Genomic DNA, 26,309 nt, shown 5'->3' on the forward strand with positions numbered 1-26,309 from the left:
TTTGCCAAATAAACTCAAAATAACGCCATTGGCCTCACACGACCGGCCAAGGTTCGAAAAACCCCTGTTCAAACAAGGCCCCTTCCGTAGGCAGGGATTTAACGAACCCCGCCCGCTCCGAAAGCCGGCCAAACCACGCAGCCACCCTTGGATGGTCGTCGGTCCTGGCGAAAAACTGCCCCATGTAAACGGCCTGCCCGACCCCGATATCGGCAGCCGTAAACCCGCTGGACAGCAGATAATCCCGCCCCTCCAGACGCGCCTCAATGGCATCATAGCATTTCTTCACCCGTGCGGCTTCCAATTTCATCACAATCGGGCTGCGCATGGCATCATCGCGCAAGGCCACATGTTGCTGGGTCAGGGCTGCGCAATGCTGGCTGACGGTTTCCGCAAAATGCATCCAGACCAGCCACTGCTGGCGCTCCGGCGTGCCGGGCATCCGGCCCAGCCCCTCGGGGCTGAACCGCTCGCACAAATATTCGCCAATCGCGCCGGTCTCGAACATCGCCTCGCCGTCGATCTCAAGCGACGGCACGCGCCCCGCGGGCGAAATCGCCAGATAGGCCGGATCGCGCAGGGATTTGTCAAAAGGATGCACCACGACTTCAAACGGCACATCCAGTTCATGGAGCAACCACAGGCTGCGCATCGACCGGCTCTGCGGAACGTGGTGCAGGGTGATCATGCCGCGTCCGCCTCGGCTTCGGGCTCCAGCCGCACCAGCGCCGCCCCTGCTTCGACCTGATCGCCGGCCACGGCCAAGACCTCGGCCACAATCCCATCCCGCGCGGCCAGCAGGCTGTGTTCCATCTTCATCGCCTCCAGCACCGCCAGACGGTCGCCCTTGGCAACCGCTTGCCCCACAACAGCATCGACACTGCGCACCAGCCCCGGCATCGGTGCCTCGACCAGATTGCCATCGCCGTGGCCCCCGGCCGCACGGGCCAGCGGGTCGATCACCTCGAACACCAATCCGTAACCGTCAAAGACCGTGACCTGACCGTCCTTCACCGCAACAGCCGCTGCACTGTGCCCGCCGACCTGCCAGCCGCTGCCCGCACGCCGGGCCACAACCTCGGTCCCGTCGACCTGCCAAAGCTGTTCGCTTGGCGACAGCACCTGCACCTTCAACAGGTGATCCTCCCCGCCCCAGGTCAGACCGACCTGACGCACCAACGGCTGCCACAAGGTGAACCCCGTATCGCTGCCCGCGTGCAGCAGACCCAAAGCCGCCATGCCTGCCAGCGCCGCATGACGCGGCTGCACGTCGGGCGCGACAGTCAGGCTGTCGATCTCGCGGCCAATCAACCCGGTATCCACATCCCCCGCACCAAAGCCGTCATGCCCGGCCAGCGCGCCCAGAAACGCAAGGTTGGTAACAGTGCCGCCCACTTCGCAATTCTTCAAAGCCGAGCGCAGCTTGGACAGGGCAATTTCCCGCGTCGGCCCATGCACGATGATCTTGGCAATCATCGGGTCGTAAAACGGGCTGATCGTATCCCCCGCCCGCACACCGCTATCGGCACGGGCTCCGTTCTGGAACGCCAGATGGGTCAGCGTGCCTGTCGCAGGCAAGAAGCCTTTCGGCACATCCTCGGCATAAAGCCGCGCCTCGAACGCGTGGCCCTGAATGCCCAACGCATCCTGGCGCATCGGCAGGCTTTCCCCCGCCGCCACGCGCAATTGCCATTCGACCAGATCAACGCCGGTGATCGCCTCGGTCACGGGGTGCTCCACCTGCAACCGCGTGTTCATCTCCATGAAAAAGAACCCGTCAGGGCGCAGCCCGTCCGACCCGTCCACAATAAATTCGATGGTGCCCGCACCGGCATAGCCGATCGCCTCGGCCGCCGTCACCGCCGCCTGCCCCATGGCCTCGCGCATTTCAGCGGTCATGCCGGGGGCCGGCGCTTCCTCGATCACCTTCTGGTGGCGCCGTTGCAGCGAACAATCGCGCTCGAACAGATGCACCGCACGGGTGCCGTCCCCGAACACCTGCACCTCGATATGACGCGGCTTGGTCACGAATTTCTCGACCAGCACATCGGCATTGCCAAAGGCGGTTTTCGCCTCGGAGCGCGCACTGTCCAGCGCGGCCTGAAACCCGTCCGCCGCCTCGACCAGCCGCATGCCTTTGCCACCGCCACCCGCAACGGCCTTGATCAACACCGGATAGCCGATCTTGCCCGCCTCGGCCGCCAGCAGGGCATCGCCCTGATCGGCCCCGTGATAGCCCGGCACAACCGGTACACCTGCCTTTATCATCAAGGCCTTAGCGGCGTCTTTTAATCCCATCGCACGGATCGCCTTGGCCGATGGTCCGATAAACACCAACCCCGCCGCCTCGACAGCATCCACAAAATCGGGGTTCTCTGACAAAAACCCATAGCCCGGATGGATCGCCTGCGCGCCCGTGTCCAGGGCCGCCTGAATGATCACCTCACCACGCAGATAACTCTGCGCCGGGGCAGACCCGCCGATATGCACCGCGGTATCTGCCATCGCCACATGCTTGGCCGACCTATCCGCATCCGAATAAACCGCGACACAGCGCACGCCCATGGCTTGAGCCGTTTCCATCACACGGCAGGCAATCTCGCCCCGGTTCGCAATCAAAATTGTATCAAACATCACCCAATCCCCTTAAACCTTATCTTCATTTTGCCAGATAAACTCCGGGGGTCTGGGGGCTGGCCCCCAGCAAACCCTGCGTCTGGGGGCCGGCCCCCAGCAATCCCTCGCGATCACCGAAAAAGCTCCCATCAGGCGAAATCCTCAATCAGCTTGAACCGTTCACACATCAGCTTCATGTCTGGCTTGAACCCGCCGCTACGATGGAAATACGCCTCGTATTTTTCGCGCCAGTCGGCCAGATCGCGAAACTCGCCCTGCGCGGCGACAAATTCGGCGTCCATCTCGTTGAAACGACGGGTCGATACCTCGACCGTTTCGATCATAAAGGCAGGCGTGCCATCCCAGTTCAGCGCGATGTCGCGGCGGCCAATCTCGGGGTATGCATCCCCGCCCGCGCCATAGGCCGATGCGGCCTCGCAGGTGGCGGTCTTTTTGCCGGCCCGCACCAAGGCGATGATCTCGGCACATAGTTTCGGGTTGTCGCCAAAGCGGAATGTTTCCGCCTCCGGATTGGCATCGACGATCTGTTGTAATGTCTTTATCATGGCGATCCCCTCACATCCGGAACACGCCAAAGCGTGTGTCCTCGATCGGTGCATTCAAACTGGCCCGCAGCGACAGCGACAGCACATCGCGGCTTTTGCGCGGGTCGATCACGCCGTCATCCCACAGCCGCGCCGAGGCATAAAGCGGATGCGACTGTTCCTCGAACATATCGATCGTGGGCTGCTTGAACTTGGCCTCGTCTTCCGCGCTCCAGCTTTCGCCAGCCCGTTCAATCGCATCGCGCTTGACCGTGGCCAGAACCCCTGCCGCCTGCGCGCCCCCCATGACGGAAATCCGCGAATTGGGCCATGTCCACATAAAGCGCGGGGAATAGGCCCGCCCGGCCATGCCATAGTTGCCCGCACCGAATGACCCGCCCACCAGCATGGTGATTTTCGGCACGTTGGTGGATGCTACGGCAGTCACCATCTTGGCCCCGTGCCGGGCGATGCCTTCGTTCTCGTATTTGCGCCCCACCATGAAACCGGTGATGTTTTGCAAGAACACCAGCGGGATCTTGCGCTGCGAACACAACTCGACGAAATGCGCGCCTTTTTGCGCAGATTCCGAAAACAGGACCCCGTTATTGGCGATGATGCCCACAGGGCAGCCTTTGACATGGGCAAAGCCGCAGACCAGCGTTTCACCATAGCGCGATTTGAATTCGTCAAAGCGGCTGCCATCTACCAGCCGCATGATCACCTCGCGGATGTCGTAGGGCGTGCGCAGATCGGCGGGGACAACGCCCAGCATCTCGGCGGGGTCATAGGCGGGTTCCTCGCTGGGCTGCCATTGCACGGTGGCGGGTTTGGCACGGTTCAGCCCCGCCACGGCACGGCGTGCCAGCGCCAGCGCATGGGCGTCATCCTCGGCCAGATAATCGGCAACACCGGACAGACGGGTGTGCACGTCGCCGCCGCCAAGGTCTTCGGCGGTCACGACTTCGCCTGTCGCGGCCTTGACCAGCGGCGGGCCGGCCAGAAAGATCGTGCCCTGTTCCTTGACGATGATCGACACATCGGACATCGCCGGCACATAGGCCCCACCGGCGGTACACGACCCCATCACAACCGCGATCTGCGGGATGCCCTTGCCGCTCATCCGAGCCTGATTATAGAAAATCCGGCCAAAGTGGTCGCGGTCGGGAAAGACCTCGTCCTGATTGGGCAGGTTCGCGCCACCACTGTCGACCAGATAGATGCAGGGCAGATGGTTTTCCTCGGCGATTTCCTGGGCGCGCAGGTGTTTCTTGACGCTCATCGGGAAATAGGTGCCGCCCTTAACCGTCGCGTCATTGCACACGATCATGCAGTCGATGCCATGCACCTGCCCCACGCCCGCGATGACGCCCGCACAAGGGGCCGCCCCGCCATAAAGGCCGTGCGCCGCCAGCCCGCCAACCTCGAGGAAAGGCGATCCGGGGTCCAGCAGGTTCGCCACCCGTTCACGCGGCAGCATCTTGCCCCGGCTCTCGTGGCGGGCACGTGATTTTTCACCGCCCCCGAATGCAGCCGCCTCGGACGCTTCGCGCACGGTTTGCAACGCTTCAAGATGGGCGGCTTCGTTGGCTTTGAAGCCTTCGGATGAGGGCAGCGCCTGCGAGATCAGCTTCATGTGGGTCTCCTTGGGTGTATCAATTGGACAGCGGTCACGGGGTCTGCTCGCTTGTGGCAAGCGCTTTGAGGTCTTTGCGGATCACCTTGCCCGTCACGGTCATCGGCAGCGCATCCAGAAAGGTGATTTCGCGCGGGTAGGAATAGCTGGCCAGACGGGTTTTGCACCAGTCTTGCAGGGTTGCCGCGTCAACGCTGCTGCCGGTTTTGCGCACCACATAGGCCTTGACGATTTCGGTGCGCAGGGCGTCCGGTTTGCCCACCACACCGCAGGTCGCGACATCCGGATGGGTCAGCAGGCAGTCCTCGATCTCGGCGGGGCCAATGCGGTAGCCCGACGAGGTGATCACGTCATCCTCGCGGCCGACAAAGCGCAAATAGTCGCCTTCCCAGATGCCGCGATCGCCGGTGATCATCCAGTCGCCGCGGAATTTTTCGGCCGTGGCTTCGGGGCGCTGCCAATAGCCCAGCATCATCGCCGCAGACCCACGCCGGATCGCGACATCGCCTTCGGCCAATGTGGGGGTGCCATCACTGTCGATCACCGCCACGTCATGGCCCGGCACGGCCTTGCCGATACAGCCCGCACGGGCCGCAAACCGCGCGGCGCAACTGGACGCGACCATGTTGCATTCGGTCTGGCCGTAAAATTCGTTGATCGTCAGGCCGAAGGCGCTTTGGCCCCATGCCAGCATCTCCGCGCCCAGCGGTTCACCGCCCGACGCGACCGAGCGCAAACCTGAAATTTCGGCCCCCGCCGCCTTGAGCATCCGCAGCGCCGTTGGTGGAAAGAACACGTTGCGCACGCCGCCATCCGCGATGATGCGCGCGCAGTCTTCGGGCGAAAATTTGGGCAACCGCGCCGCGACCACGGGCACACCCAAGGCCAGCGCGGGCATCAACACGTCAAACAGCCCGCCGATCCATGCCCAATCCGCAGGGGTCCACAGGCAATCGCCTTGCGCGCCCAACACATCATGGCTCAGCGATACGCCGGGCAAATGCCCGGTCAGAACGCGGTGGCCGTGCAGCGCGCCCTTGGGGCTGCCCGTGGTGCCCGATGTGTAAATCAGCACCGCCGGATCGTCCGGGCCGGTATCGGCAAAGGGTACCGGATCGCCCGCGATGCCCACGGTTTGCGCCATCCATGCCTCGGCCAGATCATCCAGAAGATCGCGCCCTTCGGCGTCGGTCAGCACCAGCGTGATGCCAGCATCCTGCACGCGGGATTTCAACGCGTCATACTTGAAGAGCTTGAACAAAGGCACTGAAATCGCACCAATTTTCCAGATCGCCAGATGGGCCGCCGCACACCACGGGCTTTGGCTAAGCAAGACCCCGACGCGGTCGCCCGCCCGCACGCGGGGCAGCAAGCTGCGCGCCAGACCATCGGCCATCCCGGACAGATCGCCATAGCTGACATCCCTGCGGACATCGCCCGTCAAATCAATAATCGCCGTGCGGCCTGCATCCTGCGCCAGACATTGTGCGGCCATGTTCAGCCGCGCAGGAATGTCCCACGCCCCCGACATATCCAGACCGGGCAAGGGGCCAGCCATCGCCTAGTCCCAAGGCTCGAGGATCAGGGCCTGTTTGGCGGTTTGCTGCATAAGACAGCTGACTGTCGCGGGTCCCTGCCCCGAACCACCGCCCCAAAGCGACGCCTCATAGGCGCAGGCCTTGTCCCGAAACGGAATCCACGCACGTTGCATGTCGCGCAGGGCTGTTGCCGCCCCCGGCAGGTCTTTCATCGACGCCGGGCGCTCGCCATCAAGCCGTTTTGCCTGTTCCATCGCCGCCTTGTAATGGCTGTTCAACAAACCATCCCAATAGGTGTACTCCCGGTTAAGACAGCCGCCCATGCCATAGGTGCTGTTGCCGCCGGGTGTATCTTCCATGCATTGCCCCGCCGATGCGCCAACGCAATTGATCTTTGCGCCATAGCTGTCGGCCTCTTCCAGACAAGTTTGCGTAACCCTGTCGGTATATTGCAAATCCTGCGCCATCACGGGTGCGGCCAGCAGCGTCAGCACTGCAGCGAACCGGATCATGCCATTGCTCCCATCATCTCGCGGCCCACCAGCATGCGCCGGATTTCCGACGTGCCTGCCCCGATCTCCATCAGCTTGGCATCGCGGAAGATGCGCCCCACAGGGTTGTCGGACAGATAGCCCGCGCCGCCCATGGCCTGCACCGCCTGGTGCGCCTGTTTCATCGCCTCTTCGCTGGCATAAAGGCAGCAAGCCGCCGCATCCGCGCGGGTCACCTCGCCGCGATCACAGGCCTTTGCGACCTCGTAGACATAGGCACGGGCGGAATTCATCGCAGTGTACATATCGGCCATCTTGCCCTGCATCAGTTGGAAGCTGCCAATCGGCTGGCCGAATTGTTTGCGCTCGGCCATGTAGGGCATGATCTCGTCCAGACAGGCGGCCATGATCCCCAGACCGATGCCCGCCAGAACGACACGTTCGTAATCAAGCCCCGACATCAGAACACGCACGCCGCGCCCCTCTTCGCCCAAGACGTTTTCGAACGGGACTTCGACATCGTCAAATATCAGCTCGGCGGTGTTTGACCCGCGCATGCCCAGCTTGTCGAAATGCGGGCTGGTGGTGAAACCCTTCATCGATTTCTCGATCAGAAAGGCGGTGATCCCCTTGGACCCCGCATCGGGGTCTGTCTTGGCGTAAACCACCAGCGTATCGGCATCGGGGCCGTTGGTGATCCAGTATTTATTGCCGGACAAACGATAGTGATCGTTGCGCTTTTCGGCGCGCAGTTTCATCGACACCACGTCGCTGCCCGCCGATGGTTCAGACATGGCCAGCGCGCCGACATGGGTGCCCGCACACAGGCCCGGCAAGAATTTCGCCCGTTGTTCAGGTGTGCCATTCAGGCTGATCTGGTTGACGCACAGGTTGGAATGCGCCCCGTAAGACAGCGAAACCGAGGCCGAGGCCCGCGCGATTTCCTCGACCGCGACGGTATGCGCCAGATAGCCCATGCCGGTGCCGCCGTATTCTTCGCTCACGGTCATGCCCAGCAAACCAAGGCTGCCCATCTCTTCCCAAAGCTCGGCGGGGAATTCGTTTTTCAGATCAATGCCGGCGGCCATCGGTTTGACCCGCTCTTGCGCCCAACGGTGAACCATATCGCGCAGATCATTCACATCGTCGCCCAAATCGAATTTCATGCTGGCGTTGAACATGGACCCCTCCCAGAGTTTATTGAACAGTTGTTCATTACTTTACACCCTCAGAGGATTCGGTCAAGCAAATCCAAGTCGCATGGAACCCGATCCCCCGCGCCGCTGTTAGCTCATTGAACAAGTGTGAAAGGACGCGTTGAAGATGAGTACGTCATTGAAGGAAGAATTCTGGGACCGGATCGAAGATATCCGCACAGGCATGTTGGGCACAAACACGGCACGTTCCGTCCCGATGAGCCATTATGTCGATGAGGATGCGAACGCGCTGTGGTTTATCACGGCCAAGGGCACCGATCTGGCGAAAACCGCACAGTCGGGTGTAGCGGCTGAATATGTCGTCATCAGCAAGGACGAACATCTGTATGCGCGCATTGATGGCAAGGTGCAGGCGGTGACAGACCCCGCCAAGCTGGACGAACTGTGGTCGGCAATCGCAGGCGCGTGGTTCGAGGATGGCCGTCAGGATGAAGACGTCCAACTGCTGCGCATGGACCTGACAGAGGCCGAGGTCTGGGCGACCGGTGGCAGCCTGTCCTTCCTCTATGAAATCGCCAAGGCCCATATCACAGACGAAAAACCCGACATGGGCCAGCATGGCACCCTCGGGTTCTAATCCGTTTATGCAAATCAAATGAAATCAGGGCGCTTTCATGCGCCCTTTTTTCATGCGCTAGGCCTGCTGGTAAACTGCGCTGACTTCCTCGCGGATGATGCGGGCGATCAGGGTGCAATCGTCAATGCTGAACGTCAGCGGCACCCGCATGTCGATCAACCCGGCCAGCACCGCATCGCTTTTGGGCAGCGGGTCAGACGGTGCATAACGCCAACTGTCATAGCGGCTGGTAAAGCCCAACGGCTCTGCCGCGCCGAACCATTTCAGCTCTACTCCACGGGCCAGACAGCGGCGCAAGACATCCCGCACCTTGTCAGCGGCCCAGCCTTGCAACAGAAACTGGATCGACGATCCCACGATGCTTTCCCCCGCCGCCCGTTCGATCACGGTCAATCCGGGGGTGTGGCGCATTCCGGCCTCCAGAGTGAAATACCGCTCGTTCCAGCGTGCCACCTGCGCCTCAAGCTTGCGCAACTGGGGCCGCAACAGCGCCGCGCGCAGATTGTCCATGCGGCCTGATATGTTGGGGGTCTCGTATTTGATCCGGTCAAAGGTTTCTGGCGGCGGACCTGCCAGATGCTTTTCGTACAGCATGTAAGACCCCGACAACATGATCGCACGCGCGGCCATTTCGGCGTCATCGGTGACCAGCAGACCGCCCTCGCCCGCATTGACATGTTTGTAGGTCTGGCAGGAATAACACCCGATCGCCCCCTGCCGTCCCGAAGCCACGCCATTCCACGCGGCCCCCATGGTGTGGGCGCAATCCTCGATCACGGTGACGCCGGCGGCATCGCACATGGCCATCAGCGCATCCATGTCGCAGATATGGCCCCGCATATGGCTCAGCAGCAGAACCTTGGCCTGATCCAGCTTGCCCGCCAGATCGTCCAGATCAATGACCAGCCCGTCGGTCACATCAACAAACACCGGCTCGGCCCCGACGGCCGCAATCGCGCCGGGCACAGGGGCCAGCGTAAAGGCGTTCGACAAGACCTTGTCGCCCGGCTTTACCCCCACGGCGCGCAATGCCGTTGCCATCGCATAGCCACCTGATGCCACGGCCAGACAATATTTCGCACCGACCAATGCCGCGAATTCCTGTTCAAGCAACGCAGTTTCCGCGATTTCATCACCCGCAGTGTTATAGCGGTGCAACCGCCCGTGGCGCATCACCGCAACGGCGGCGTCAATCGCATCGTCGGGTATGGGCTCTTGCTGGGTAAAGCTGCCCTTGAACACCTCCATGCCCTTAGATGCCCCCGATCAAGGTCGGTACCAAGGCGGGCAAATGCGCATAGTCATGCAGCAACGCCTCGGGGTTGAGGGCGGCCATATCCTCGCCCGAGGGGCCGAAAGTCACGAGAATGCACGGCACACCGGCGGCGGCGGCGGTTTTGCGGTCGGTATTCGTATCGCCCACCAGACAGCATTGCGCAGGGTCGCCCCCCGCCCGCCGCGCGGTTTCGTACAGATGTTCAGGGTCGGGTTTGCGCACGGCCAGACTGTCGGCCCCCAACATCGCCCCGAAGGCATCACGAATGCCAAGCCGCGTCAGCAAGATATGCGCCAGCCCTTCGGGCTTGTTGGTGCAGATCGCCACGCGGTAGCCTGCAATTTTCAACGCCTCGACCGCATCCATCGCACCGGGATACAAAACTGTATGTGTATCAATGTCTTGAGCATAAGCCTTGAGTAAGACAGGGTAATATCGGTCAATCGTCGCCTCGTCCTCGGCGCGGCCCAACCGTTCCATCCCCAGTCGCAGCATCGCGCGCCCGCCTTTCAAGGCTGTGCCCGCGTCATGGCGCGCATCCAGCAGATCGCCCGCGCCCATATCGCGAAAACAGGCGTTGGCCGCTGCAATCAAATCACCGCTGGTGTCTGCCAATGTGCCGTCCAGATCGAATACAACCGTTTTCATCGGCGTTCCTTTGCTTAGAGATGTTGCAGGCCGAAATCTTCTTTGATGCCCGCCAGACTTGCGCATAAACGCCAACAAGGTAAAGAGAGCCCAAGTCAATTTATTAAAGAGATTTTATATGGAAGTCGCACTGATCCTATTGGCCGCAGGCAAAGGCACGCGAATGCAATCGGATTTGCCCAAGGTTCTGCACCCCGTCGCGCATGCCCCTTTGCTGGAGCATGCGATGGCATCCGGTGCGGCCCTGTCACCTGCCCGAACCGTCGTCGTTGCAGGCCACGGTGCCGATCTGGTGCGCGCCGCCGCCGAAGCCTTTGACGATGAAGCTCAGGTCGTTGTCCAAGAGGAACAGCTGGGCACCGCACATGCCGTCGGTCAGGCCCGCGAAGCGCTGGCAGGCTTTGAGGGCACGGCGATTGTCCTTTATGGCGACACGCCTTTTGTACAGACAGAAACCCTCGAGGCGATGTGCGATGCCTTGCGCGAGAATGACGTTGTCGTGCTGGGGTTCAACGCCGCCGATCCCGCGCGCTATGGCCGTTTGGTGATGCAGGGCGACAGCCTGGACCGCATCGTCGAATTCAAGGATGCAACAGATGAAGAGCGCACCATAACCCTTTGTAATAGCGGCGTTGTTGCTTGCAATTCAGACCTGCTTTTTGATCTGATCGATGCGGTTGGCAACGACAACGCGTCCAAAGAATACTACCTGACCGACATCATCGGCATCGCACGGGCACGGGGCCTGAAAGCCACGGCCGTGACCTGCCCCGAGGCCGAGACGATGGGCGTGAATTCCCGCGCGGATCTGGCCGCCGCCGATGCCGCGTTTCAGGCGCGCGCCCGGGCTGCAATGCTGGAAGACGGCATTACCCTGATGGCCCCCGATACCGTCTATTTCGCACGCGACACCTATATCGGCCGCGACACGGTGATCGAACCCAATGTGGTTTTTGGCCCCGGTGTCACCATTGAATCCGGTGCCACGATCCGCGCCTTCAGCCATCTTGAGGGCTGCCATGTGTCGCGTGGCGGCGTCATCGGGCCCTATGCCCGCCTGCGCCCCGGTGCCGAACTGGCCGAAGACGTGCGGATCGGCAATTTTGTCGAAATCAAGAATGCCCAGATCGACGAAGGGGCAAAGGTCAACCACCTGAGCTATATCGGCGATGCAACGATCGGCGCGCGCGCCAACATCGGCGCAGGGACAATCACCTGTAATTATGACGGCGTGATGAAGCACCACACCCATATCGGCGCGAATGCCTTTATCGGGTCCAACACCATGCTTGTGGCCCCCGTCCATATTGGCAACGGGGCAATGACCGGGTCGGGGTCTGTTATTACATCCGACGTAGAAGCCGACGCTTTGGCACTGGCGCGTGCGCCCCAGGTTGAGAAACCGGGGATGGCGCGCAAATTGTTCGAAATGTTAAAGGCCAAAAAGGCAAAACAGCAGAGAGGCAGCTAATTATGTGCGGTATTGTAGGGGTCCTCGGGCAACACGAAGCAGCGCCCATCCTTGTTGAAGCATTGAAACGTCTGGAATATCGCGGCTATGACAGCGCCGGGATTGCCACGATCAACAATGGCCGTCTTGACCGCCGCCGCGCAGTGGGCAAGCTGGTGAACCTGTCGGATCTGCTGGTTCATGAACCGCTGGCTGGCAAGTCCGGTATCGGCCACACCCGCTGGGCCACCCATGGCGCGCCTTCGGTGACCAACGCGCATCCGCATCAGGCCGGCCCTGTCGCTGTCGTGCATAACGGCATCATCGAAAACTTTCGCGAATTGCGTGCCGAACTGGCGGCGCTTGGTGCCGAATTCGTCACGGAAACCGATACCGAAACCGTCGCCCTGCTGACACAGCACTATATGTCCCAAGGCATGGGTCCGGTCGATGCGGCCACCAAGACCCTCACGCGCCTGCACGGTGCCTTTGCCTTGGCGTTCCTGTTCGACGGCGAAGAAGACCTGATGATCGGTGCCCGCAAAGGTGCGCCGCTGGCCGTGGGCTATGGCGACAACGAAATGTATCTGGGCAGCGATGCGATCGCCCTGTCGCCGATGACCAACCGCATTACCTATCTCGAAGAAGGCGACCGCGCGGTCCTGACGCGCGGTTCGGTCGAGATCTTTGACGCCAATGGCGCGCGCGCCAACCGTGCGATCAAAACCATCAGCCTTGATACCACCCGCGTCGACAAAGCCGGCCACAAACATTTCATGGCCAAGGAAATCGCCGAACAACCCGGCGTGATCGGCGAAGCCCTGGGCCATTACATCAACGCCAAGGGCGAGATTTCCCTGCCCGACCCCGGGCTTGATTTCAACGCCTTCGACCGCATCACCATGGTTGCCTGTGGCACCGCCTATTACGCCTGCCTGACCGCAAAATACTGGTTCGAACAAATCGCGCGGCTGCCGGTCGAGGTCGATTTCGCCTCCGAATTCCGCTATCGCGAACCGCCGATCCCCGGCCGCACCCTTGCGCTATTCGTCAGCCAGTCCGGTGAAACCGCCGATACCCTTGCTGCCCTGCGCTATTGCGAGGGCAAGGCCGATAAAATCGCGTCCGTCGTCAACGTCACTGAATCCTCGATCGCCCGCGAAAGCGATCTGGCGCTGCCCATTCATGCAGGCGTCGAAGTCGGCGTTGCCTCGACCAAAGCGTTCACCTGTCAGTTGACCGTGCTGTTCCTGATGGTCCTCAAGGCCGCCTATGAACGGGGCACCATCACCCAAGAACAACTGGCCGATCACGTGTCAGGCCTGCGGGCCATGCCCTCGCTGATCAACACCGCGCTCGAACAGAACTCGGCCATCCGCGATGCCGCCTACAAGCTGTCCTCGGCCCGCGACGTGCTGTTTCTGGGCCGTGGCGCGATGTTCCCCCTCGCCCTTGAAGGTGCGCTAAAACTAAAAGAAATCAGCTATATACATGCCGAAGCTTATGCATCAGGTGAGCTGAAACATGGCCCTATCGCCCTCATAGATGAAAACGTTCCAGTGGTCGTAATGGCCCCCAAGGACAACCTGTTCGATAAAACCGTCAGCAACATGCAGGAAGTCATGGCACGCAAGGGCAAGGTCATCCTGATCTCTGACCGCTCGGGCCTCGACGAAGCCGCCGAAGGCACCTGGGGCCAGATCGAAATGCCCCCCGTGGCCGATGCGCTTGCCCCGATCCTCTATGCGATCCCTGCGCAGTTGCTGGCCTATCACACCGCGATTGCAAAGGGCACGGATGTCGACCAGCCCCGCAATCTGGCCAAGTCTGTCACGGTCGAATAATGGCCAAGCAGTTCGACCAGATCAGCGACGACCACCGCGACTTCATTCAGGCGCAGCACATGTTCTTTTGCGGGACAGCGGCGGATGAAGGGCGGGTCAACATCTCTCCCAAAGGGATGGACAGCCTGCGGGTCCTGGGGCCGAACCGTATCATCTGGCGCAACATGACAGGGTCCGGCAATGAAACCGCCGGCCATCTGGCGCGGATCAACCGGATGACGCTGATGTGGTGCAGCTTTGGCGCGCGCCCGATGATCATGCGCGCCTATGGCACCGCACGGGCCGTGCACCCCCGCGATGCCGATTTCGCCCCCCTGCAAGCGATGTTCCCGCAGGCCCTTGGTGTCCGGCAAATCTATGATATGAGCGTCGACATGCTCCAGACAAGCTGCGGCTATGCAGTCCCGTTTTACGAACACAAGGCCGACCGCGACGTTCTCAAAAAATGGGCCGAGGACAAAGGCGCAGCTGCGATTGAAACCTATTGGGACGACCGCAACAGCACCACGATCGACGGCCTGCCCACCTTTATCACTCAGGATCCCCCCAATGCATGAGCCCTATTTGGCGCAACTGACAGCGCTTGCCGATCCGGAACGCGCGGCCCAGATGCTGGCCTATCACAAGATCGACCGGCCCTATCTGGGGGTGACCAACCCCGAGATCAACGACCTGACCAAAACCTGGCGGGCCGAACTTGATCTGGCAGACCGTCTCACCGTCGCCGATGCGCTATGGCAGACCGACATTTTCGAGGCCCGCGTCGCCGCCGCCAAACTGCTGACCCAGGCCCGCCTGCGCCCCGACGACGAAGCCGCCTGGCAGATGTTGCAAAGCTGGGTGCCCGACTTCGACAGCTGGGCCATCGCCGACCACGTCTGTATGGCGATCCAGAAGCGCCTGATCGCCGATCCCTCCCGCCTCGACACCGTCGAAAGCTGGACAACCTCGGATCAACTCTGGACAAAACGCGCCGCCCTTGTGGCAACCTTGCCCTGGACCAAACAAAACAACCCCAAACCCGAAGAACTCGCCGCGCGTGAACGCATTCTCGGCTGGGCGGCAGGGTATTTACCGGTCAAAAACGGCATCATGCAAAAAGCCATCGCCTGGTGGGTCCGCGACCTCAGCCGCCATGATCCGGCCCGCGCCCAAGCTTTCATCGACGAAAACAGCCACCACATGAAACCCTACGCCATCAAGGAAGCCTCACGCCACCTTCCCGCAGCCGAGCAAACCACCCCAGACGCCCCAAGCGCCTGATCCGTCTTCTCTGGCTCGAAAATATCCCGGGGGGCGCGGGGGGCTGGCCCCCCGCTCTTTCAAATAGTGATCGGGCTAAAAAAATCGGGGCGAAAGCCCCGTCATGTCTCTAAGGTCTCGGGCTCAGCGCCCCCCGATACTGCAGACCCCGAACCTACCCCGCCGTTGACACTTCAACGCTGGTCAGATCCGTCAGCGACGCCCCGATCAAGCGCAATGCTGACAAGGACATGCGGCTGCCCGCCGTGGGTGGCCCGTCAATCGGGATCAACATCACCGTGGATGACTTGCCCGTGGCGGGGTTGGTGACACGGCCCTGCATTTCAGTTTTCACCAGCGGCGTTTTCATCCAAAGACCGGGCTCTGTCGCACTGCCCAGCGATGCCACCGTCGTGCCCAACAGCCGCGCCCCTGCGGCCACCGGTGCCACGGCCGCTGCGCGCTGCGCGGCGGTGGTGGTATCCAATGCCTCGACCGTGCGGGCCGCGGGCGGCGGCGGGGGGGCCGATGTCACAGGGTCCAGCACGGTCTGCGCGACTTGGGCAGCCTCAGGCACAGCCGCGACTGCGGTTTCGGCGGGTGTGGCTGTCGCGTCACGCGCACCGGGCCATGCAAGGCCCAACCGTTCGGTCACCGTGCCGCACGCGGACACTCCCACCCCCATAGCGCAAAGAAGTACATATTGTTTCATGACCCAATGAATACCCCTCCCCACCTGCTGCTTCAATAACCTTATTCTCCCTTGCCCCGCGATGGGCCGATGTTTACCTATAGGGTATGAATGCACCATTGATTGACCCTTTCGCCCGCGCCATCACCTATCTGCGTGTCTCTGTCACAGACCGCTGCGATTTCCGCTGCGTCTATTGCATGTCCGAGAACATGAACTTCCTACCCAAAAAGGAACTTCTCACGCTCGAGGAACTGGACCGGCTGTGTAGCAATTTCGTTGACCTCGGGGTGCAGAAATTGCGCATCACCGGGGGCGAGCCTTTGGTGCGCAAGGGCATCATGACCTTCTTTGACAGCATGACCCGCCATCTGGATGCAGGCACGCTCAAGGAACTGACGCTCACGACAAACGGCAGCCAGCTGGAACGCTTTGCCGCTGACCTTTATGCCGCGGGCGTGCGGCGTGTGAATGTGTCGCTTGATACGCTGGACGACCAGAAATTCGCCGATATCACCCGCTGGGGTCGCCTGCCCCAGGTGTTGCGCGGCATTGATGCGGCGCAGGCTGCGGGGTTGCGGGTCAAGATCAATGCCGTTGCCCTCAAGGGGTTCAACGAATCCGAACTGCCCAGCATGACCGCATGGTGTGCCGATCGTGGTATTGACCTGACCTGGATCGAAGTCATGCCGATGGGCGATCTGGGCAACGAGGACCGCCTTGGCCAGTATTGGTCCCTCAAGAATGTGCGCAAATCCTACGAGGATCATTACACCGTCACCGATCTGGCGGAAAGTTCCGGTGGCCCTGCCCGCTATGTGCGGCTGGAAGAAACCGGCCAGAAGATCGGTTTCATCACGCCGCTGTCCCATAATTTCTGCGAAAGCTGCAACCGTGTGCGGATCACCTGCACCGGTGAAATCTTTATGTGTCTGGGTCAGGAAGACGTCGCGGACCTGCGCGCGCCCCTGCGCAACCACCCCGATGACGACGCGCCGTTGAAAGACGCCATTCGCGCGGCGATCAACCTCAAGCCCAAGGGCCATGATTTCGATTACTCCCGCCAAAAGCTCGACGGGCAGATGCCCCGCCACATGAGCCACACAGGCGGCTGACCCAGTCATGTCCGCCCCTTTTCTGTATCGCGCGTGGGTCGTCGCAAGCATGGGATTGGTCCCGTTCTTTGCGCGTTCCCAAACCGCCAAGCTGCGCGAACAAGGTGTGTCTGTCAGGCGCGCCCATGAAAAGCTGGGCCATGCCACCCAAGACCGCCAGACCTCGGGCCCGCTGATCTGGCTGCATGCCGCATCGGTCGGGGAAAGCCTGTCGGTGCTGGCGCTGATCACCCGCATGGGGCTGCTGTTGCCGCGCGCGCAGTTTTTGATCACATCGGGCACCGCCACATCGGCCAAGCTGGTGGCGCAACGCATGCCGCCGCGCACGGTCCATCAATTCGCCCCGCTGGATGCCCCCGGCCCGCTCAAGCGGTTCTTGCGACACTGGCGTCCCGATGCCGCGATCTTTGTCGAAAGCGAATTATGGCCGCAGATGCTGCGCCGGACCCATGCCACGGGCGCGAAAATGGCTTTGGTCAATGCGCGTTTGTCCGAAAAATCCGTCGCGACATGGCGCAAACATCCGAAGTTGGCCCGCTATCTGTTTGGGGTCTTCGATCTGATCCTGACCCAGAACGATGCGATGGCCCATAATATGGTCAGCATGCACGCCCCGTCGGATCGGGTGGCGCGGGGGATTAACCTCAAATCCATGGCAGGCCCCCTGCCCGTTGACGAGGACGCGCTGTTCGAGGCGCGCGCGGCACTTTTGCACCGCCCTGTCTGGGTCGCGTCCTCGACCCACGAGGGCGAAGAAAACGCAGTCTTGCACGCCCATCGGGCGCTGTTAAAGCAAGTCCCCGACCTGTGTCTGATCCTTGCCCCGCGCCACCCTGAACGCGGGGACAGCGTCGAAGCGTTAATCACCGACGCGGGCCTGACCTGCACCCGGCGCAGCCGTGGCGAAAAACCCGATGCTCAGGTCTATCTGGCCGATACGCTGGGCGAGCTGGGGCTGTGGTATGCGGTAACGGATATTGTGTTTCTGGGCGGATCGCTTTTGCCGATCGGCGGGCATAATCCCTTTGAGGTGGCCCAATCCGGTGCAGCCGTCTTGTCGGGCAGCCATGTGTCGGCCTTTGCCGAAACCTATGCCCAGCTTGAAACCGAAGGGGCGGCGCGGATTGTGACGGATGGCGCTGATCTGGCCGCGCAGGTTGGCATCTTGCTGTCGCAGCCCAAAGAGCGGGCCACCATGACCGATGCCGCAAAACGCTTTGTCGCGGGGCAAGAGGACCAGCTGGACGGGATCGCCACACGAATTCTGTCTGCCTTGGGGCTGAAAGAGTGATGAAACCAAAGCTGTTCGTCACCAATTTCAACAAGAATTTCACCGGCGTATCGGCCACGGCTGCCAATGTGATCCGCGCCCAGATGGGCCGTTATGATCTGGCGCTTGTGGGCCGCCCCCTGCCCGGTTGCCCCGATCCCGTCACCGTCAGGCAGGCCCGTGCAGCATCCGCCCGCGGGGCGATCTGGCATGTGCGGCGCAACACCGAAATGCGCGCCGCCCTTTGGGCCCGCGACATCCTGCGCCTGCCGATTAAAATCGTCTTTACCTCAGCGGCTCAACGCCGGCATTCGGCCTATCCGCGCTGGCTGATCAGCCGCATGGACGCCGTGATTGCCACGACCGACAAGGCCGCCAGTTTTGTGCCCCATGTCCGCGCGGTGGTGCCTCATGGCGTGGATACTGCCCTGTTTCACCCTGCCCCCGACCGTGCAAAGGCGTGGGCCGCGTTGGGATATGGCGGCAAGACCGGCATCGCCACCATCGGCCGCATTCGCCCCGAGAAGGGCACGGATCACTTTGTAAACGCGATGATTGATCTGTTGCCGGACCACCCCGATACGGTCGCCTTGGTTCTGGGCAAAGCGACCCGCGATCATCGGGCGTTCCTTGCCAGCCTGAAAGACCGGATCAAAGCCGCCGGCCTGACCGACCGCATCCTGTTTCCCGGCGAAATCCCTGCCCAGGACCTGCCCGCCGTGATGCGCGGCCTGTCGCTGGTCGTGCAGCTTCCGCAATACGAAGGCTATGGCATGGTGCCGCTTGAAGCGATGGCATCGGCCGTGCCGTTTGTGGGCTATGAGGCCGGATATTACCGTGCCTTTAGCGCGCAGGGTCGCGCAGGTGTGATCGTTGACACACCATCGGCCGCCGCAATGGCCGCAGGGCAGATCCTTGCTGGCAAGGTTGACGCGATGGGCGATATCGCCCGCGCCCATGTATCGCAAAATTTCAGCGCCAAGGCCGAGGCCGACGGGATCGACGCCGTGTATCAGATGATTTGGGCGCAGGGTTAACCCCCCGCGCCCGAAGCTTGACCTAGCCCATTGGCATCCGCTGTTCGGCAAGCCCTGCCCACCAGCTGCACCCTGCCGGAATCACGTCATCGTTGAAGTTGTACATCGGGTGATGCACCATCGCCGTGTCGCCATTGCCCACCAGAATATAGGCACCGGGGCGCTCTTCGAGCATAAAGGCAAAGTCTTCGCCGCCCATTACCAGCGGGGCCTCGTCGCATTGACCTGAAATGCTGCGCGCCACATCAGCGGCGAATTCGGTCTGTTCGTCGTGGTTTACCATCACCGGATAGTTGCGGATGTAGTTCACCTTGGCCGTGGCCCCGAATGTCGCAGCGATACCTTCGCAAATCTCGGTCACGCGTTTTTCGGCCAGATCGCGCAGGTCGTTCGACAAGGTGCGCACGGTGCCCAGCAGATTGACTCGCTGCGGGATCACATTGAACGCCTTGGAGGACGATTCAATCGAGGTGATGGACACCACGATATTGCCAATCGGGTCGGCATTGCGGCTGACGATGGTTTGCAGCGCGGTGATCATTTGCGCGGTGACAACCATGGTATCAATCGTTTCGTTCGGCTTGGCGGCGTGACCGCCCAGACCTTCGACTTCGATCTCAAGCAAATCGGTCGCAGCAAAGAACGGGCCCGGACGGATGCCGAAGCTGCCTGCTGGCATGCCGGGCCAGTTCTGCATGCCGTACACTTCTTGGATGCCCCAGCGGTCCATCATGCCGTCTTTGCACATCTCGCGGCCACCGCCACCGCCTTCTTCGGCGGGCTGAAAGATCACCACGACAGTGCCGTCAAAATTGCGGGTTTCGGCCAGATATTGCGCGGCCCCCAGCAACATCGCCGTGTGGCCGTCATGGCCGCAGGCATGCATCGCGTTCGGTGTCTTTGACGCATATTCGACGCCGGTTTGCTCATGGATCGGCAGCGCGTCCATGTCGGCGCGCAGGCCGATGACCTTGCCCGATGTGGTGGCGTTGCCCTTGATCACCCCCACAACGCCGGTGCGACCAATGCCCTCGACGACTTCGTCACAGCCAAAGGCGCGCAGTTTTTCGGCGACCGTGGCAGAGGTGCGGTGGGTTTCAAACAGGATTTCAGGGTGTTCGTGCAGATCGCGGCGCCATGCGGTGATCTCGGGGTGAAGTTCGGCAAAGCGGTTCTTAACAGGCATGATAGTTCCTTGGTTGGGAGAGTTGTAGCCGGGCGTGGGGCTGGTTTACCCCGCGCTTGGCAATCGTGTTTCGACCATCTCGGCGAACCAGCTACAGCCGGCGGGGATGGCGTCGTCGTTGAAGTTGTACATCGGGTGGTGAACGGTGGCACCGTCGCCGTTGCCCAGCATGATATAGGCACCGGGACGTTTGTTCAGCATATAGGAAAAATCCTCGCCGGCCATGATCGGGGGCGTGTCGCGGTCCACGCCGGGGGTCACGTTTTCCGCAACTTGCGCCGCGAAATGGGTGTTGTCCTCGGCGTTGATGGTCACCGGATAGCCGCGGTCATAGGTTATATCCGCACTGCATTGATAGGCCGCACAGGTATGGGTCACAATCGCCTCAAGACGTTCCTGCGCCAGATCACGGATGTCCGCATCAAGGGTGCGCACCGTGCCGCGCAGACGCACGGTTTGCGGCAGGACATTGTGGCTGTCCGTGTCAGACCGCAGGGTGCAGACCGACACAACAACCTGTTTGATTGGGTCCACATTGCGGCTGGCGATGGATTGCAGGGCAATCACCACATGGGCGGCGGCAAGGTTGGTATCAATCGCCTCGTGGGGGGCGGCGGCATGTCCACCCTGCCCGGTGATCGTGATGTCGAATTCATCGGCAGCGGCCAGCAAGGCACCGGCGCGAATCGCAAACTCACCCACCGGATGGCCGGGCATGTTATGCAGCCCGTAAACCTCATCGATGGACCAACGCTCCATCAGGCCCTCTTCGACCATGACATTGCCCCCGCCGCCGCCTTCTTCGGCAGGTTGAAAGATCAGCACCGCGCGGCCATCGAAATTGCGTGTCTCGGCCAGATATTGCGCCGCACCCAGCAAGATCGCCGTGTGCCCGTCATGACCGCAGGCATGCATCTTGCCCGGATGGGTCGAGGCATAGTCCAGCCCCGTTGCCTCGGTGATGGGGAGCGCGTCCATGTCGGCGCGCAACCCGATGGTGCGGCCCGAATTGTTGGTTTTGCCTTCGATCACCGCGACGATTCCCGTTTCGGCGATGCCCGTGGTGATGTCCGTGATGCCAAAGCTGCGCAGTTTTTCAGCCACGAACGCGGCGGTTTTGGGCAGGTCGAACTGCAGTTCTGGGATCGTGTGCAGGTGGCGGCGCCATGCGGTGATATCGGCATGGGTCTCGGCAAAGCGATTCTTGATCGGCATAGGATGCTCCGGTACTAAATTCAGACACTGGGGCCCAAGACGATTGGGCTGCCGTCGCTAAAGCGCGACAGGCGAAATCTGGTCAGATCATGCCCTACATCGCCGCCAGTTGCCAGTGCAGCCAACACGCGGCCCATCCCCGGCCCGATGCCAAACCCGTGGCCCGACATGCCTGTGCCGATGGTAAGCCCCGGCAAACTGGGCACGTGATCCACCACGGGCACAATATCGGGCATGGTATCAATCATGCCTGCCCATGCCGCCTTGAGACGGATTGGCGGCAGATCAGGGAAAAGTGCTGCAAAATTGCGCAAAAGCCGGTTGACCTTGCCCATATTCGGGGCCGGATCCAGAATGCGCATCACTTCGAAAGGCGATGTCTCATCCCCGCGCCACTTGCGTCTGGTGCCCCATGCATCGGGGAACCCTTTTGGCGCAAAGGGGCGCAACACCTGCCCAAAGGGATCGGCCCTGAGCTGGGTGAGGTACTGCGGAAAATTGCGAAAGGCATCAGGCCCGATGAACAATTCCGGCGCACCCGGAGGGGCCAGCGTATAGCCGCCATCCTCGCGGCGTCTGAACGCCACTTTGGGATTTGCAGCCGCCCCTGCATAAATTTCAGGCAAAGGTTCGGTCGCCGCCACGGTTTCACGCACGGAAAGCTGGGGGATGCTGACCCCGTGATTGCGCAAGAACAGGGACGACCAGGCTCCGCCCGCCAGGACCACCTGCGATGCCATGATGCGACCGTTTTCGGTGATCACGCCTGCCACACGGCCCGCCGCAATATCCAACGCGCGCACGGCACAGTTCTCCACGATCTGCACCCCTTCGCGCGCTGCAATCGCGGCCAAGGCGGGTACCGCGACCCAGGGTTCGGCCCGCATATCCGATGCCGTGACCAAGGCCCCGAGCGCCGGTGTCGCAATGCCCGGAAACATCGCGGCGGTTTGGGCCGCGGACAGAATCTGGCTGTCGACACCATTGGCACGCGCATGGGGCAACCATGCCTCGTACCCCGCAAGCTGGCTGGCTTTGCCTGCGAGATAGGCAATGCCGCCCTGGCGCAGGCCGATGTCGATATTGGTCTGGCCTGCCAGTTCATGCCAAAGGCGCTGCGCCTCGGCCATGATCGGCATTTCATCGGGGTCGCGGCCCTGCTGGCGGATCCAGCCCCAGTTGCGGCTGGATTGTTCGCCCGCGATGCGGCCCTTTTCCAGCAGGATGACGCGGTGGCCGTCGCGGGCCAGAAACAGGGCGGTACAGACGCCGATGATGCCGCCGCCGATGACCACCATATCGGCCTGATTGTCGTGCGGACCGGGATAGGTGACGGGGGTCGTGGTGTTGATGGGAAACTGCATGATCTGCGGGTTCAGTCCGGGGTTTGGCCGGGTTGGGGGCCAGCCCCCGGTGCCGCGCTGCGGCCCCTCCCCCGGGATTTTGGTCCATTTGGAATTAAGGAAATGGGGAGGGTTGCCAGTGTCATTTCACCCGTGTCATTTCAACCGTTCGATCAGGTCGCGCATGAACTGGTGTCCGGCCTCGAACTGGGAGATTTCGATATATTCATTGGGCTGATGCGCCTGCGCGATATCACCCGGCCCGCAGATCACAGCGCTATAGCCTGCGTCCTGGAACTGGCCGGCTTCGGTGCCGTAGCTGACCTTGTGACTGGCGTTGTCACCGGTGATCTGGCGTACAAAGGATTCGGCAAGACCGTCCTTTTCCGGTTGCAAGGCGGGCACGTCGAAACGCGGGGTGACTTCGATATAGGTTTCCGGCACGACTTCTTGCATCTGCTTTTCGACTTCGCGCACCTTTTTCAGATAGGCGGTGCCCCAAGCGTTTTTGTCTTCGCCCGGCACGACGCGGAAATCCATTGCGAAATAGCAGTCTTTGGCGGTGATGTTATGGGCGGTGCCGCCTGAAATCTGGCCAACGTGGCAGGTGGTAAAGGGTGGATCGAACATCGCGGCCAGATCAGAGGGCTTGCGCGCGAAGTTTTCGGTGTTCATTTCGTTGGCCCATTCGACCAGCTTGGCCCCTGCCATGATCGCGTTCACGCCGGTGTGCATCAGGGAGGAATGAACTTCGAAGCCGACCACATGGGTGTTGAAACCGCAGCCGCCCTTGTGCCCCGTGACCGCCTGCATCGTCGAGGGTTCGCCCACGATCACCAGATTGCCCTTGGGCAGCACCGGTTGCATGGCTTTGATCATCGGGGGCGCACCGGTGCAGCCGACTTCCTCGTCAAAGCTGAGGGCGATTTGCAAGGGCCGTTTGATATCGCTGTATTTCGCCTCGACCATGGCCCAGATCGCCATGGCGTCGAACCCTTTCATGTCGCAGGTGCCGCGCCCGTAGTAGCGGTCATCGCGTTCGACCACGGTGAAGGGGTCGGTGTCCCACGGCTGGCCGTCAACGGGCACCACATCGGTATGGCCCGACAGGACAACAGCCCCTTCGACCCACGGGCCGACATGGGCAAACAGCGCATGTTTGGGCTGGCCGGGGTCGATGTAGCGGTGGCTGTCGATGCCGTGGCTTGCCAGATAATCGGCCACCCAGTCGATCAGGGGTATGTTCGTATCCCGCGAGACTGTGGGAAAGCTGATGAGCTTTTCCATGAGTTCAAAGGGGGTCATGCGTTCTGCCATGGGGGCGATCCTTTAGTATCCGCTGTCGGTCAAAAGCACCTGATGGCCGGGGGATACGGTTTTATAGACGGAGGGTTCGGGCGTGTAGCTGACCGAATGGATCGGCGAGGGAATCGGTTTGAAATTCAGCTCGCTTTCCTTTTTGCGTTTGCGCGGATCGGCGATGGGCACCGCCTTCATCAGGGCCTGCGTATAGGGGTGCTGCGGGTTTTCGAACACCTGCTGGCGCGATCCCAGCTCAACGATGCGGCCCAGATACATGACGCCGACCTGATGGCTAACCCGTTCGACCACAGCCATGTCATGGCTGATGAACAGGAAGGACAGCTCGAGCTCTTGTTGCAGTTCCAGCATCAGGTTCACCACCTGCGCCTGCACCGATACATCCAGTGCCGATACCGCTTCGTCGGCGATGATCAGCTTGGGGTTCAGGGCCAGAGCACGGGCAATCGCGACACGCTGGCGCTGGCCGCCAGACAGTTCGTGGGGAAAGCGGCGCATAAAGCTGCGGGGCAGTTCCACACGGTCAAACAGCATCTCGATGCGCTTGGTCAGGGCCTCTCCTTTGAGGGTGCCGTAGTTGTGGATCGGTTCGGCGACCTGATCGGACAGCTGCATTTGCGGGTTCAACGAGGCAAACGGGTCTTGAAAGATCATCTGCATATCAAGGCGCGCTTCGCGCAGGTCATGGGAATTGAGCGCCATGATGTCCTTGCCCGCGATGTCGATCTCGCCCGAGAGCGGTTCAACCAGACGCAAAATCGACCGGCCCGCAGTCGATTTACCGCACCCGGATTCGCCAACAAGGCTAAGGGTCTGGCCCTTGTTTATGGTGAACGACAGGTCTTCGACGGCGTGGACATTGGCGATGGTGCGGCGGAAGAACCCGCCCTTGACCGGAAAGCGCGTAGTCAGGTTTTTCACTGTCAGCAAGGTTTCGGTCGTGCCCTTGATCGGGACGATTTCCTTGTCCTTGTTGCCCAACAGTTTCATCGGCTCGGGAAAGGGCTTGCCGGTCATCTCGCCCAGCTTTGGCACGGCGGCCAGCAAGGCCTTGGTATAGGGGTGCTGTGGGTTCTCGAAGATTTCCTCGACCGTGCCCTCTTCGACCTTGTTGCCGCGGAACATGACGACAACGCGGTCCGCCATTTGCGCAACGACAGCCATGTCATGGGTGATGAACATCACGGCGGTGCCGGTTTCACGTTTCAGCCGGTCGATCAGCGCAAGGATTTCGGCCTGAATGGTCACATCCAGCGCCGTTGTGGGTTCATCTGCAATCAACAGGCGTGGCGAACAGGCCAAGGCCATCGCGATCACCACACGCTGGCGCATCCCGCCGGACAATTCATGGGGATATTGCTTGAGCCGTTGGTCGGGTTGGGGGATTCGCACCTGTGTCAGCAATTCCAGCGCGCGGGCTTCGGCCTCGGCCTTGGTCATGCCTTTGTGCAGCCGCAAGCCTTCGGTCAACTGGCGGCCCACGGTGAAAACAGGGTTCAGCGCGGTCATCGGTTCCTGAAAGATCATGCCGATTTCATTGCCGCGAATTTCGCGCATCTGATCCTGGTCGGTCTGTGCCAGATCCACCGCAGCATTATTCTGGCGCTCAAATAATAGGCGCCCGCCGGTGATTTTCCCACCGCCGAATTCCACCAACCGCATCAAAGACAGCGACGAAACGGATTTTCCCGAACCGGATTCGCCGACCACACAAACGGTTTCGCCGGATTTAATGTCGAAACTGACATTCTCGACCCCTACAACGGGGCCGTCCTGGGTTTGAAATTCGACCCTAAGCCCTTGAATTTGTGCAATTGGTGTCGATGTGCTGTCGTCAAGCATGAGATAATCCAACGCTGGTAGGTGAAGTATTGCGCAAACGCTAAGACCATTCGTCACCCAGTGTCAAACAACACGGGACGTCGTGGCGTTACCGCTCTCACGACGCTTGCATTTTGCGCGAATTCTGTTTCGATGGCGCTACGTGCGCTTGGGGAAGCAATATGGCGAAGGGCAACTGCAAATTAATTGAACAGTTGTATTTCATCCTAT

23 protein-coding genes are annotated in these 26,309 nt (G+C 61.2%); 8 read left to right on the forward strand and 15 right to left on the reverse strand.

Going from position 1 to position 26,309, the window contains the following annotated elements:
* Positions 1 to 34 precede the first annotated feature (34 nt).
* The 7 genes from ACSQ13_RS08730 to ACSQ13_RS08760 all read right to left on the reverse strand — a co-directional run bounded on the left by ACSQ13_RS08730 (position 35) and on the right by ACSQ13_RS08760 (position 8,007).
* On the reverse strand, positions 35 to 688 hold the full coding sequence (locus tag ACSQ13_RS08730) for a glutathione S-transferase family protein (RefSeq protein WP_176249382.1): 654 nt from the start codon (positions 686 to 688) through the stop codon (positions 35 to 37).
* Positions 685 to 2,634: an acetyl-CoA carboxylase biotin carboxylase subunit gene (locus ACSQ13_RS08735; protein ID WP_176249383.1), complete on the reverse strand. Its 1,950-nt coding sequence runs from the start codon at positions 2,632 to 2,634 to the stop codon at positions 685 to 687. The genes ACSQ13_RS08730 and ACSQ13_RS08735 overlap by 4 nt, the downstream gene beginning before the upstream one ends.
* A 131-nt stretch (positions 2,635 to 2,765) precedes the next feature.
* Positions 2,766 to 3,182, reverse strand: coding sequence for an ASCH domain-containing protein (locus ACSQ13_RS08740; RefSeq protein WP_295512000.1), 417 nt, complete (start codon positions 3,180 to 3,182; stop codon positions 2,766 to 2,768).
* Between the two features lie 10 nt (positions 3,183 to 3,192).
* Positions 3,193 to 4,797 (reverse strand): carboxyl transferase domain-containing protein, encoded by a 1,605-nt coding sequence (locus ACSQ13_RS08745; RefSeq protein WP_176249385.1) that lies wholly within the window; start codon positions 4,795 to 4,797, stop codon positions 3,193 to 3,195.
* A 34-nt stretch (positions 4,798 to 4,831) separates the two neighbouring features.
* Positions 4,832 to 6,355 carry an AMP-binding protein gene (locus ACSQ13_RS08750; protein ID WP_295511998.1) on the reverse strand — a complete coding sequence of 508 codons (1,524 nt, stop codon included), beginning with the start codon at positions 6,353 to 6,355 and terminating at the stop codon, positions 4,832 to 4,834.
* A gap of 3 nt (positions 6,356 to 6,358) precedes the next feature.
* Complete coding sequence (locus tag ACSQ13_RS08755) at positions 6,359 to 6,847, reverse strand: lysozyme inhibitor LprI family protein (RefSeq protein ID WP_295511996.1); 489 nt, start codon at positions 6,845 to 6,847, stop codon at positions 6,359 to 6,361.
* Entirely contained in the window at positions 6,844 to 8,007 is a 1,164-nt protein-coding gene (locus ACSQ13_RS08760) for an isovaleryl-CoA dehydrogenase (RefSeq protein WP_176249388.1), read from the reverse strand. Before ACSQ13_RS08760 ends, ACSQ13_RS08755 begins: the two co-directional genes overlap by 4 nt.
* Before the next feature lie 142 nt (positions 8,008 to 8,149).
* Between ACSQ13_RS08760 and ACSQ13_RS08765 the strand changes: the two genes are divergently transcribed.
* Positions 8,150 to 8,620: a pyridoxamine 5'-phosphate oxidase family protein gene (locus ACSQ13_RS08765; RefSeq protein ID WP_295511994.1), complete on the forward strand. Its 471-nt coding sequence runs from the start codon at positions 8,150 to 8,152 to the stop codon at positions 8,618 to 8,620.
* 57 nt (positions 8,621 to 8,677) lie between these two features.
* Here ACSQ13_RS08765 and ACSQ13_RS08770 read toward each other — a convergent pair whose 3' ends face one another.
* Positions 8,678 to 9,868 carry a DegT/DnrJ/EryC1/StrS family aminotransferase gene (locus ACSQ13_RS08770; protein WP_295511993.1) on the reverse strand — a complete coding sequence of 397 codons (1,191 nt, stop codon included), beginning with the start codon at positions 9,866 to 9,868 and terminating at the stop codon, positions 8,678 to 8,680.
* A 4-nt stretch (positions 9,869 to 9,872) separates the two neighbouring features.
* Positions 9,873 to 10,544 carry an HAD-IA family hydrolase gene (locus tag ACSQ13_RS08775; protein WP_295511991.1) on the reverse strand — a complete coding sequence of 224 codons (672 nt, stop codon included), beginning with the start codon at positions 10,542 to 10,544 and terminating at the stop codon, positions 9,873 to 9,875.
* A gap of 118 nt (positions 10,545 to 10,662) precedes the next feature.
* On the opposite strand from ACSQ13_RS08775, the gene glmU reads away from it, so the two are divergent.
* The 4 genes from glmU to ACSQ13_RS08795 are packed head-to-tail and all read left to right on the forward strand — an operon-like array spanning position 10,663 to position 15,101.
* On the forward strand, positions 10,663 to 12,015 hold the full coding sequence (gene glmU, locus ACSQ13_RS08780) for a bifunctional UDP-N-acetylglucosamine diphosphorylase/glucosamine-1-phosphate N-acetyltransferase GlmU (protein ID WP_176249392.1): 1,353 nt from the start codon (positions 10,663 to 10,665) through the stop codon (positions 12,013 to 12,015).
* A gap of 2 nt (positions 12,016 to 12,017) precedes the next feature.
* Positions 12,018 to 13,838 (forward strand): glutamine--fructose-6-phosphate transaminase (isomerizing), encoded by a 1,821-nt coding sequence (gene glmS / locus ACSQ13_RS08785; protein WP_295511990.1) that lies wholly within the window; start codon positions 12,018 to 12,020, stop codon positions 13,836 to 13,838.
* Entirely contained in the window at positions 13,838 to 14,395 is a 558-nt protein-coding gene (locus tag ACSQ13_RS08790) for a pyridoxamine 5'-phosphate oxidase family protein (RefSeq protein ID WP_176249394.1), read from the forward strand. The genes glmS and ACSQ13_RS08790 overlap by 1 nt, the downstream gene beginning before the upstream one ends.
* Positions 14,388 to 15,101, forward strand: a complete 714-nt coding sequence (locus ACSQ13_RS08795) for a DNA alkylation repair protein (protein WP_295511989.1) — start codon at positions 14,388 to 14,390, stop codon at positions 15,099 to 15,101. Before ACSQ13_RS08790 ends, ACSQ13_RS08795 begins: the two co-directional genes overlap by 8 nt.
* A 154-nt stretch (positions 15,102 to 15,255) precedes the next feature.
* Here ACSQ13_RS08795 and ACSQ13_RS08800 read toward each other — a convergent pair whose 3' ends face one another.
* On the reverse strand, positions 15,256 to 15,753 hold the full coding sequence (locus ACSQ13_RS08800) for a hypothetical protein (protein ID WP_295511988.1): 498 nt from the start codon (positions 15,751 to 15,753) through the stop codon (positions 15,256 to 15,258).
* Positions 15,754 to 15,878: 125 nt separating this feature from the next.
* Between ACSQ13_RS08800 and moaA the strand changes: the two genes are divergently transcribed.
* Genes moaA through ACSQ13_RS08815 form a run of 3 tightly spaced genes read left to right on the forward strand, consistent with a single transcriptional unit; the run spans position 15,879 to position 19,193 of the window.
* Positions 15,879 to 16,886, forward strand: a complete 1,008-nt coding sequence (gene moaA, locus ACSQ13_RS08805) for a GTP 3',8-cyclase MoaA (RefSeq protein ID WP_295511986.1) — start codon at positions 15,879 to 15,881, stop codon at positions 16,884 to 16,886.
* A gap of 7 nt (positions 16,887 to 16,893) precedes the next feature.
* Positions 16,894 to 18,177 carry a 3-deoxy-D-manno-octulosonic acid transferase gene (locus tag ACSQ13_RS08810; protein ID WP_176249398.1) on the forward strand — a complete coding sequence of 428 codons (1,284 nt, stop codon included), beginning with the start codon at positions 16,894 to 16,896 and terminating at the stop codon, positions 18,175 to 18,177.
* Positions 18,177 to 19,193: a glycosyltransferase family 4 protein gene (locus ACSQ13_RS08815; protein WP_295512024.1), complete on the forward strand. Its 1,017-nt coding sequence runs from the start codon at positions 18,177 to 18,179 to the stop codon at positions 19,191 to 19,193. The genes ACSQ13_RS08810 and ACSQ13_RS08815 overlap by 1 nt, the downstream gene beginning before the upstream one ends.
* A 22-nt stretch (positions 19,194 to 19,215) precedes the next feature.
* Here the strand turns inward: ACSQ13_RS08815 and ACSQ13_RS08820 are convergent, their stop codons facing one another.
* The 5 genes from ACSQ13_RS08820 to ACSQ13_RS08840 all read right to left on the reverse strand — a co-directional run bounded on the left by ACSQ13_RS08820 (position 19,216) and on the right by ACSQ13_RS08840 (position 26,099).
* Positions 19,216 to 20,379, reverse strand: a complete 1,164-nt coding sequence (locus ACSQ13_RS08820) for a M20 aminoacylase family protein (RefSeq protein WP_295511985.1) — start codon at positions 20,377 to 20,379, stop codon at positions 19,216 to 19,218.
* A 45-nt stretch (positions 20,380 to 20,424) separates the two neighbouring features.
* Complete coding sequence (locus ACSQ13_RS08825) at positions 20,425 to 21,594, reverse strand: M20 aminoacylase family protein (protein WP_295511983.1); 1,170 nt, start codon at positions 21,592 to 21,594, stop codon at positions 20,425 to 20,427.
* Positions 21,595 to 21,614: 20 nt separating this feature from the next.
* The gene (locus tag ACSQ13_RS08830) at positions 21,615 to 22,958 is read right to left on the reverse strand and encodes an NAD(P)/FAD-dependent oxidoreductase (protein ID WP_295511981.1); all 1,344 of its coding nucleotides are present in this window, start codon (positions 22,956 to 22,958) and stop codon (positions 21,615 to 21,617) included.
* A 135-nt stretch (positions 22,959 to 23,093) separates the two neighbouring features.
* Positions 23,094 to 24,254 carry an acetylornithine deacetylase gene (gene argE / locus ACSQ13_RS08835; RefSeq protein ID WP_295511979.1) on the reverse strand — a complete coding sequence of 387 codons (1,161 nt, stop codon included), beginning with the start codon at positions 24,252 to 24,254 and terminating at the stop codon, positions 23,094 to 23,096.
* A gap of 12 nt (positions 24,255 to 24,266) precedes the next feature.
* Positions 24,267 to 26,099, reverse strand: a complete 1,833-nt coding sequence (locus tag ACSQ13_RS08840) for an ABC transporter ATP-binding protein (RefSeq protein ID WP_295511978.1) — start codon at positions 26,097 to 26,099, stop codon at positions 24,267 to 24,269.
* Positions 26,100 to 26,309 lie beyond the last annotated feature (210 nt).

The organism is Sulfitobacter sp. SH22, assembly GCF_965641905.1.
GTDB lineage: Bacteria > Pseudomonadota > Alphaproteobacteria > Rhodobacterales > Rhodobacteraceae > Sulfitobacter.

Coding starts and splice junctions, on each gene's coding strand:
- ACSQ13_RS08730 (WP_176249382.1), bottom strand. CDS start 688: ATGATCACCCTGCACCACGTTCCGCAGAGCCGGTCGATGCGCAGCCTG.
- ACSQ13_RS08735 (WP_176249383.1), bottom strand. CDS start 2,634: ATGTTTGATACAATTTTGATTGCGAACCGGGGCGAGATTGCCTGCCGT.
- ACSQ13_RS08740 (WP_295512000.1), bottom strand. CDS start 3,182: ATGATAAAGACATTACAACAGATCGTCGATGCCAATCCGGAGGCGGAA.
- ACSQ13_RS08745 (WP_176249385.1), bottom strand. CDS start 4,797: ATGAAGCTGATCTCGCAGGCGCTGCCCTCATCCGAAGGCTTCAAAGCC.
- ACSQ13_RS08750 (WP_295511998.1), bottom strand. CDS start 6,355: ATGGCTGGCCCCTTGCCCGGTCTGGATATGTCGGGGGCGTGGGACATT.
- ACSQ13_RS08755 (WP_295511996.1), bottom strand. CDS start 6,847: ATGATCCGGTTCGCTGCAGTGCTGACGCTGCTGGCCGCACCCGTGATG.
- ACSQ13_RS08760 (WP_176249388.1), bottom strand. CDS start 8,007: ATGTTCAACGCCAGCATGAAATTCGATTTGGGCGACGATGTGAATGAT.
- ACSQ13_RS08765 (WP_295511994.1), top strand. CDS start 8,150: ATGAGTACGTCATTGAAGGAAGAATTCTGGGACCGGATCGAAGATATC.
- ACSQ13_RS08770 (WP_295511993.1), bottom strand. CDS start 9,868: ATGGAGGTGTTCAAGGGCAGCTTTACCCAGCAAGAGCCCATACCCGAC.
- ACSQ13_RS08775 (WP_295511991.1), bottom strand. CDS start 10,544: ATGAAAACGGTTGTATTCGATCTGGACGGCACATTGGCAGACACCAGC.
- glmU (WP_176249392.1), top strand. CDS start 10,663: ATGGAAGTCGCACTGATCCTATTGGCCGCAGGCAAAGGCACGCGAATG.
- glmS (WP_295511990.1), top strand. CDS start 12,018: ATGTGCGGTATTGTAGGGGTCCTCGGGCAACACGAAGCAGCGCCCATC.
- ACSQ13_RS08790 (WP_176249394.1), top strand. CDS start 13,838: ATGGCCAAGCAGTTCGACCAGATCAGCGACGACCACCGCGACTTCATT.
- ACSQ13_RS08795 (WP_295511989.1), top strand. CDS start 14,388: ATGCATGAGCCCTATTTGGCGCAACTGACAGCGCTTGCCGATCCGGAA.
- moaA (WP_295511986.1), top strand. CDS start 15,879: ATGAATGCACCATTGATTGACCCTTTCGCCCGCGCCATCACCTATCTG.
- ACSQ13_RS08810 (WP_176249398.1), top strand. CDS start 16,894: ATGTCCGCCCCTTTTCTGTATCGCGCGTGGGTCGTCGCAAGCATGGGA.
- ACSQ13_RS08815 (WP_295512024.1), top strand. CDS start 18,177: ATGAAACCAAAGCTGTTCGTCACCAATTTCAACAAGAATTTCACCGGC.
- ACSQ13_RS08820 (WP_295511985.1), bottom strand. CDS start 20,379: ATGCCTGTTAAGAACCGCTTTGCCGAACTTCACCCCGAGATCACCGCA.
- ACSQ13_RS08825 (WP_295511983.1), bottom strand. CDS start 21,594: ATGCCGATCAAGAATCGCTTTGCCGAGACCCATGCCGATATCACCGCA.
- ACSQ13_RS08830 (WP_295511981.1), bottom strand. CDS start 22,958: ATGCAGTTTCCCATCAACACCACGACCCCCGTCACCTATCCCGGTCCG.
- argE (WP_295511979.1), bottom strand. CDS start 24,254: ATGGCAGAACGCATGACCCCCTTTGAACTCATGGAAAAGCTCATCAGC.
- ACSQ13_RS08840 (WP_295511978.1), bottom strand. CDS start 26,099: ATGCTTGACGACAGCACATCGACACCAATTGCACAAATTCAAGGGCTT.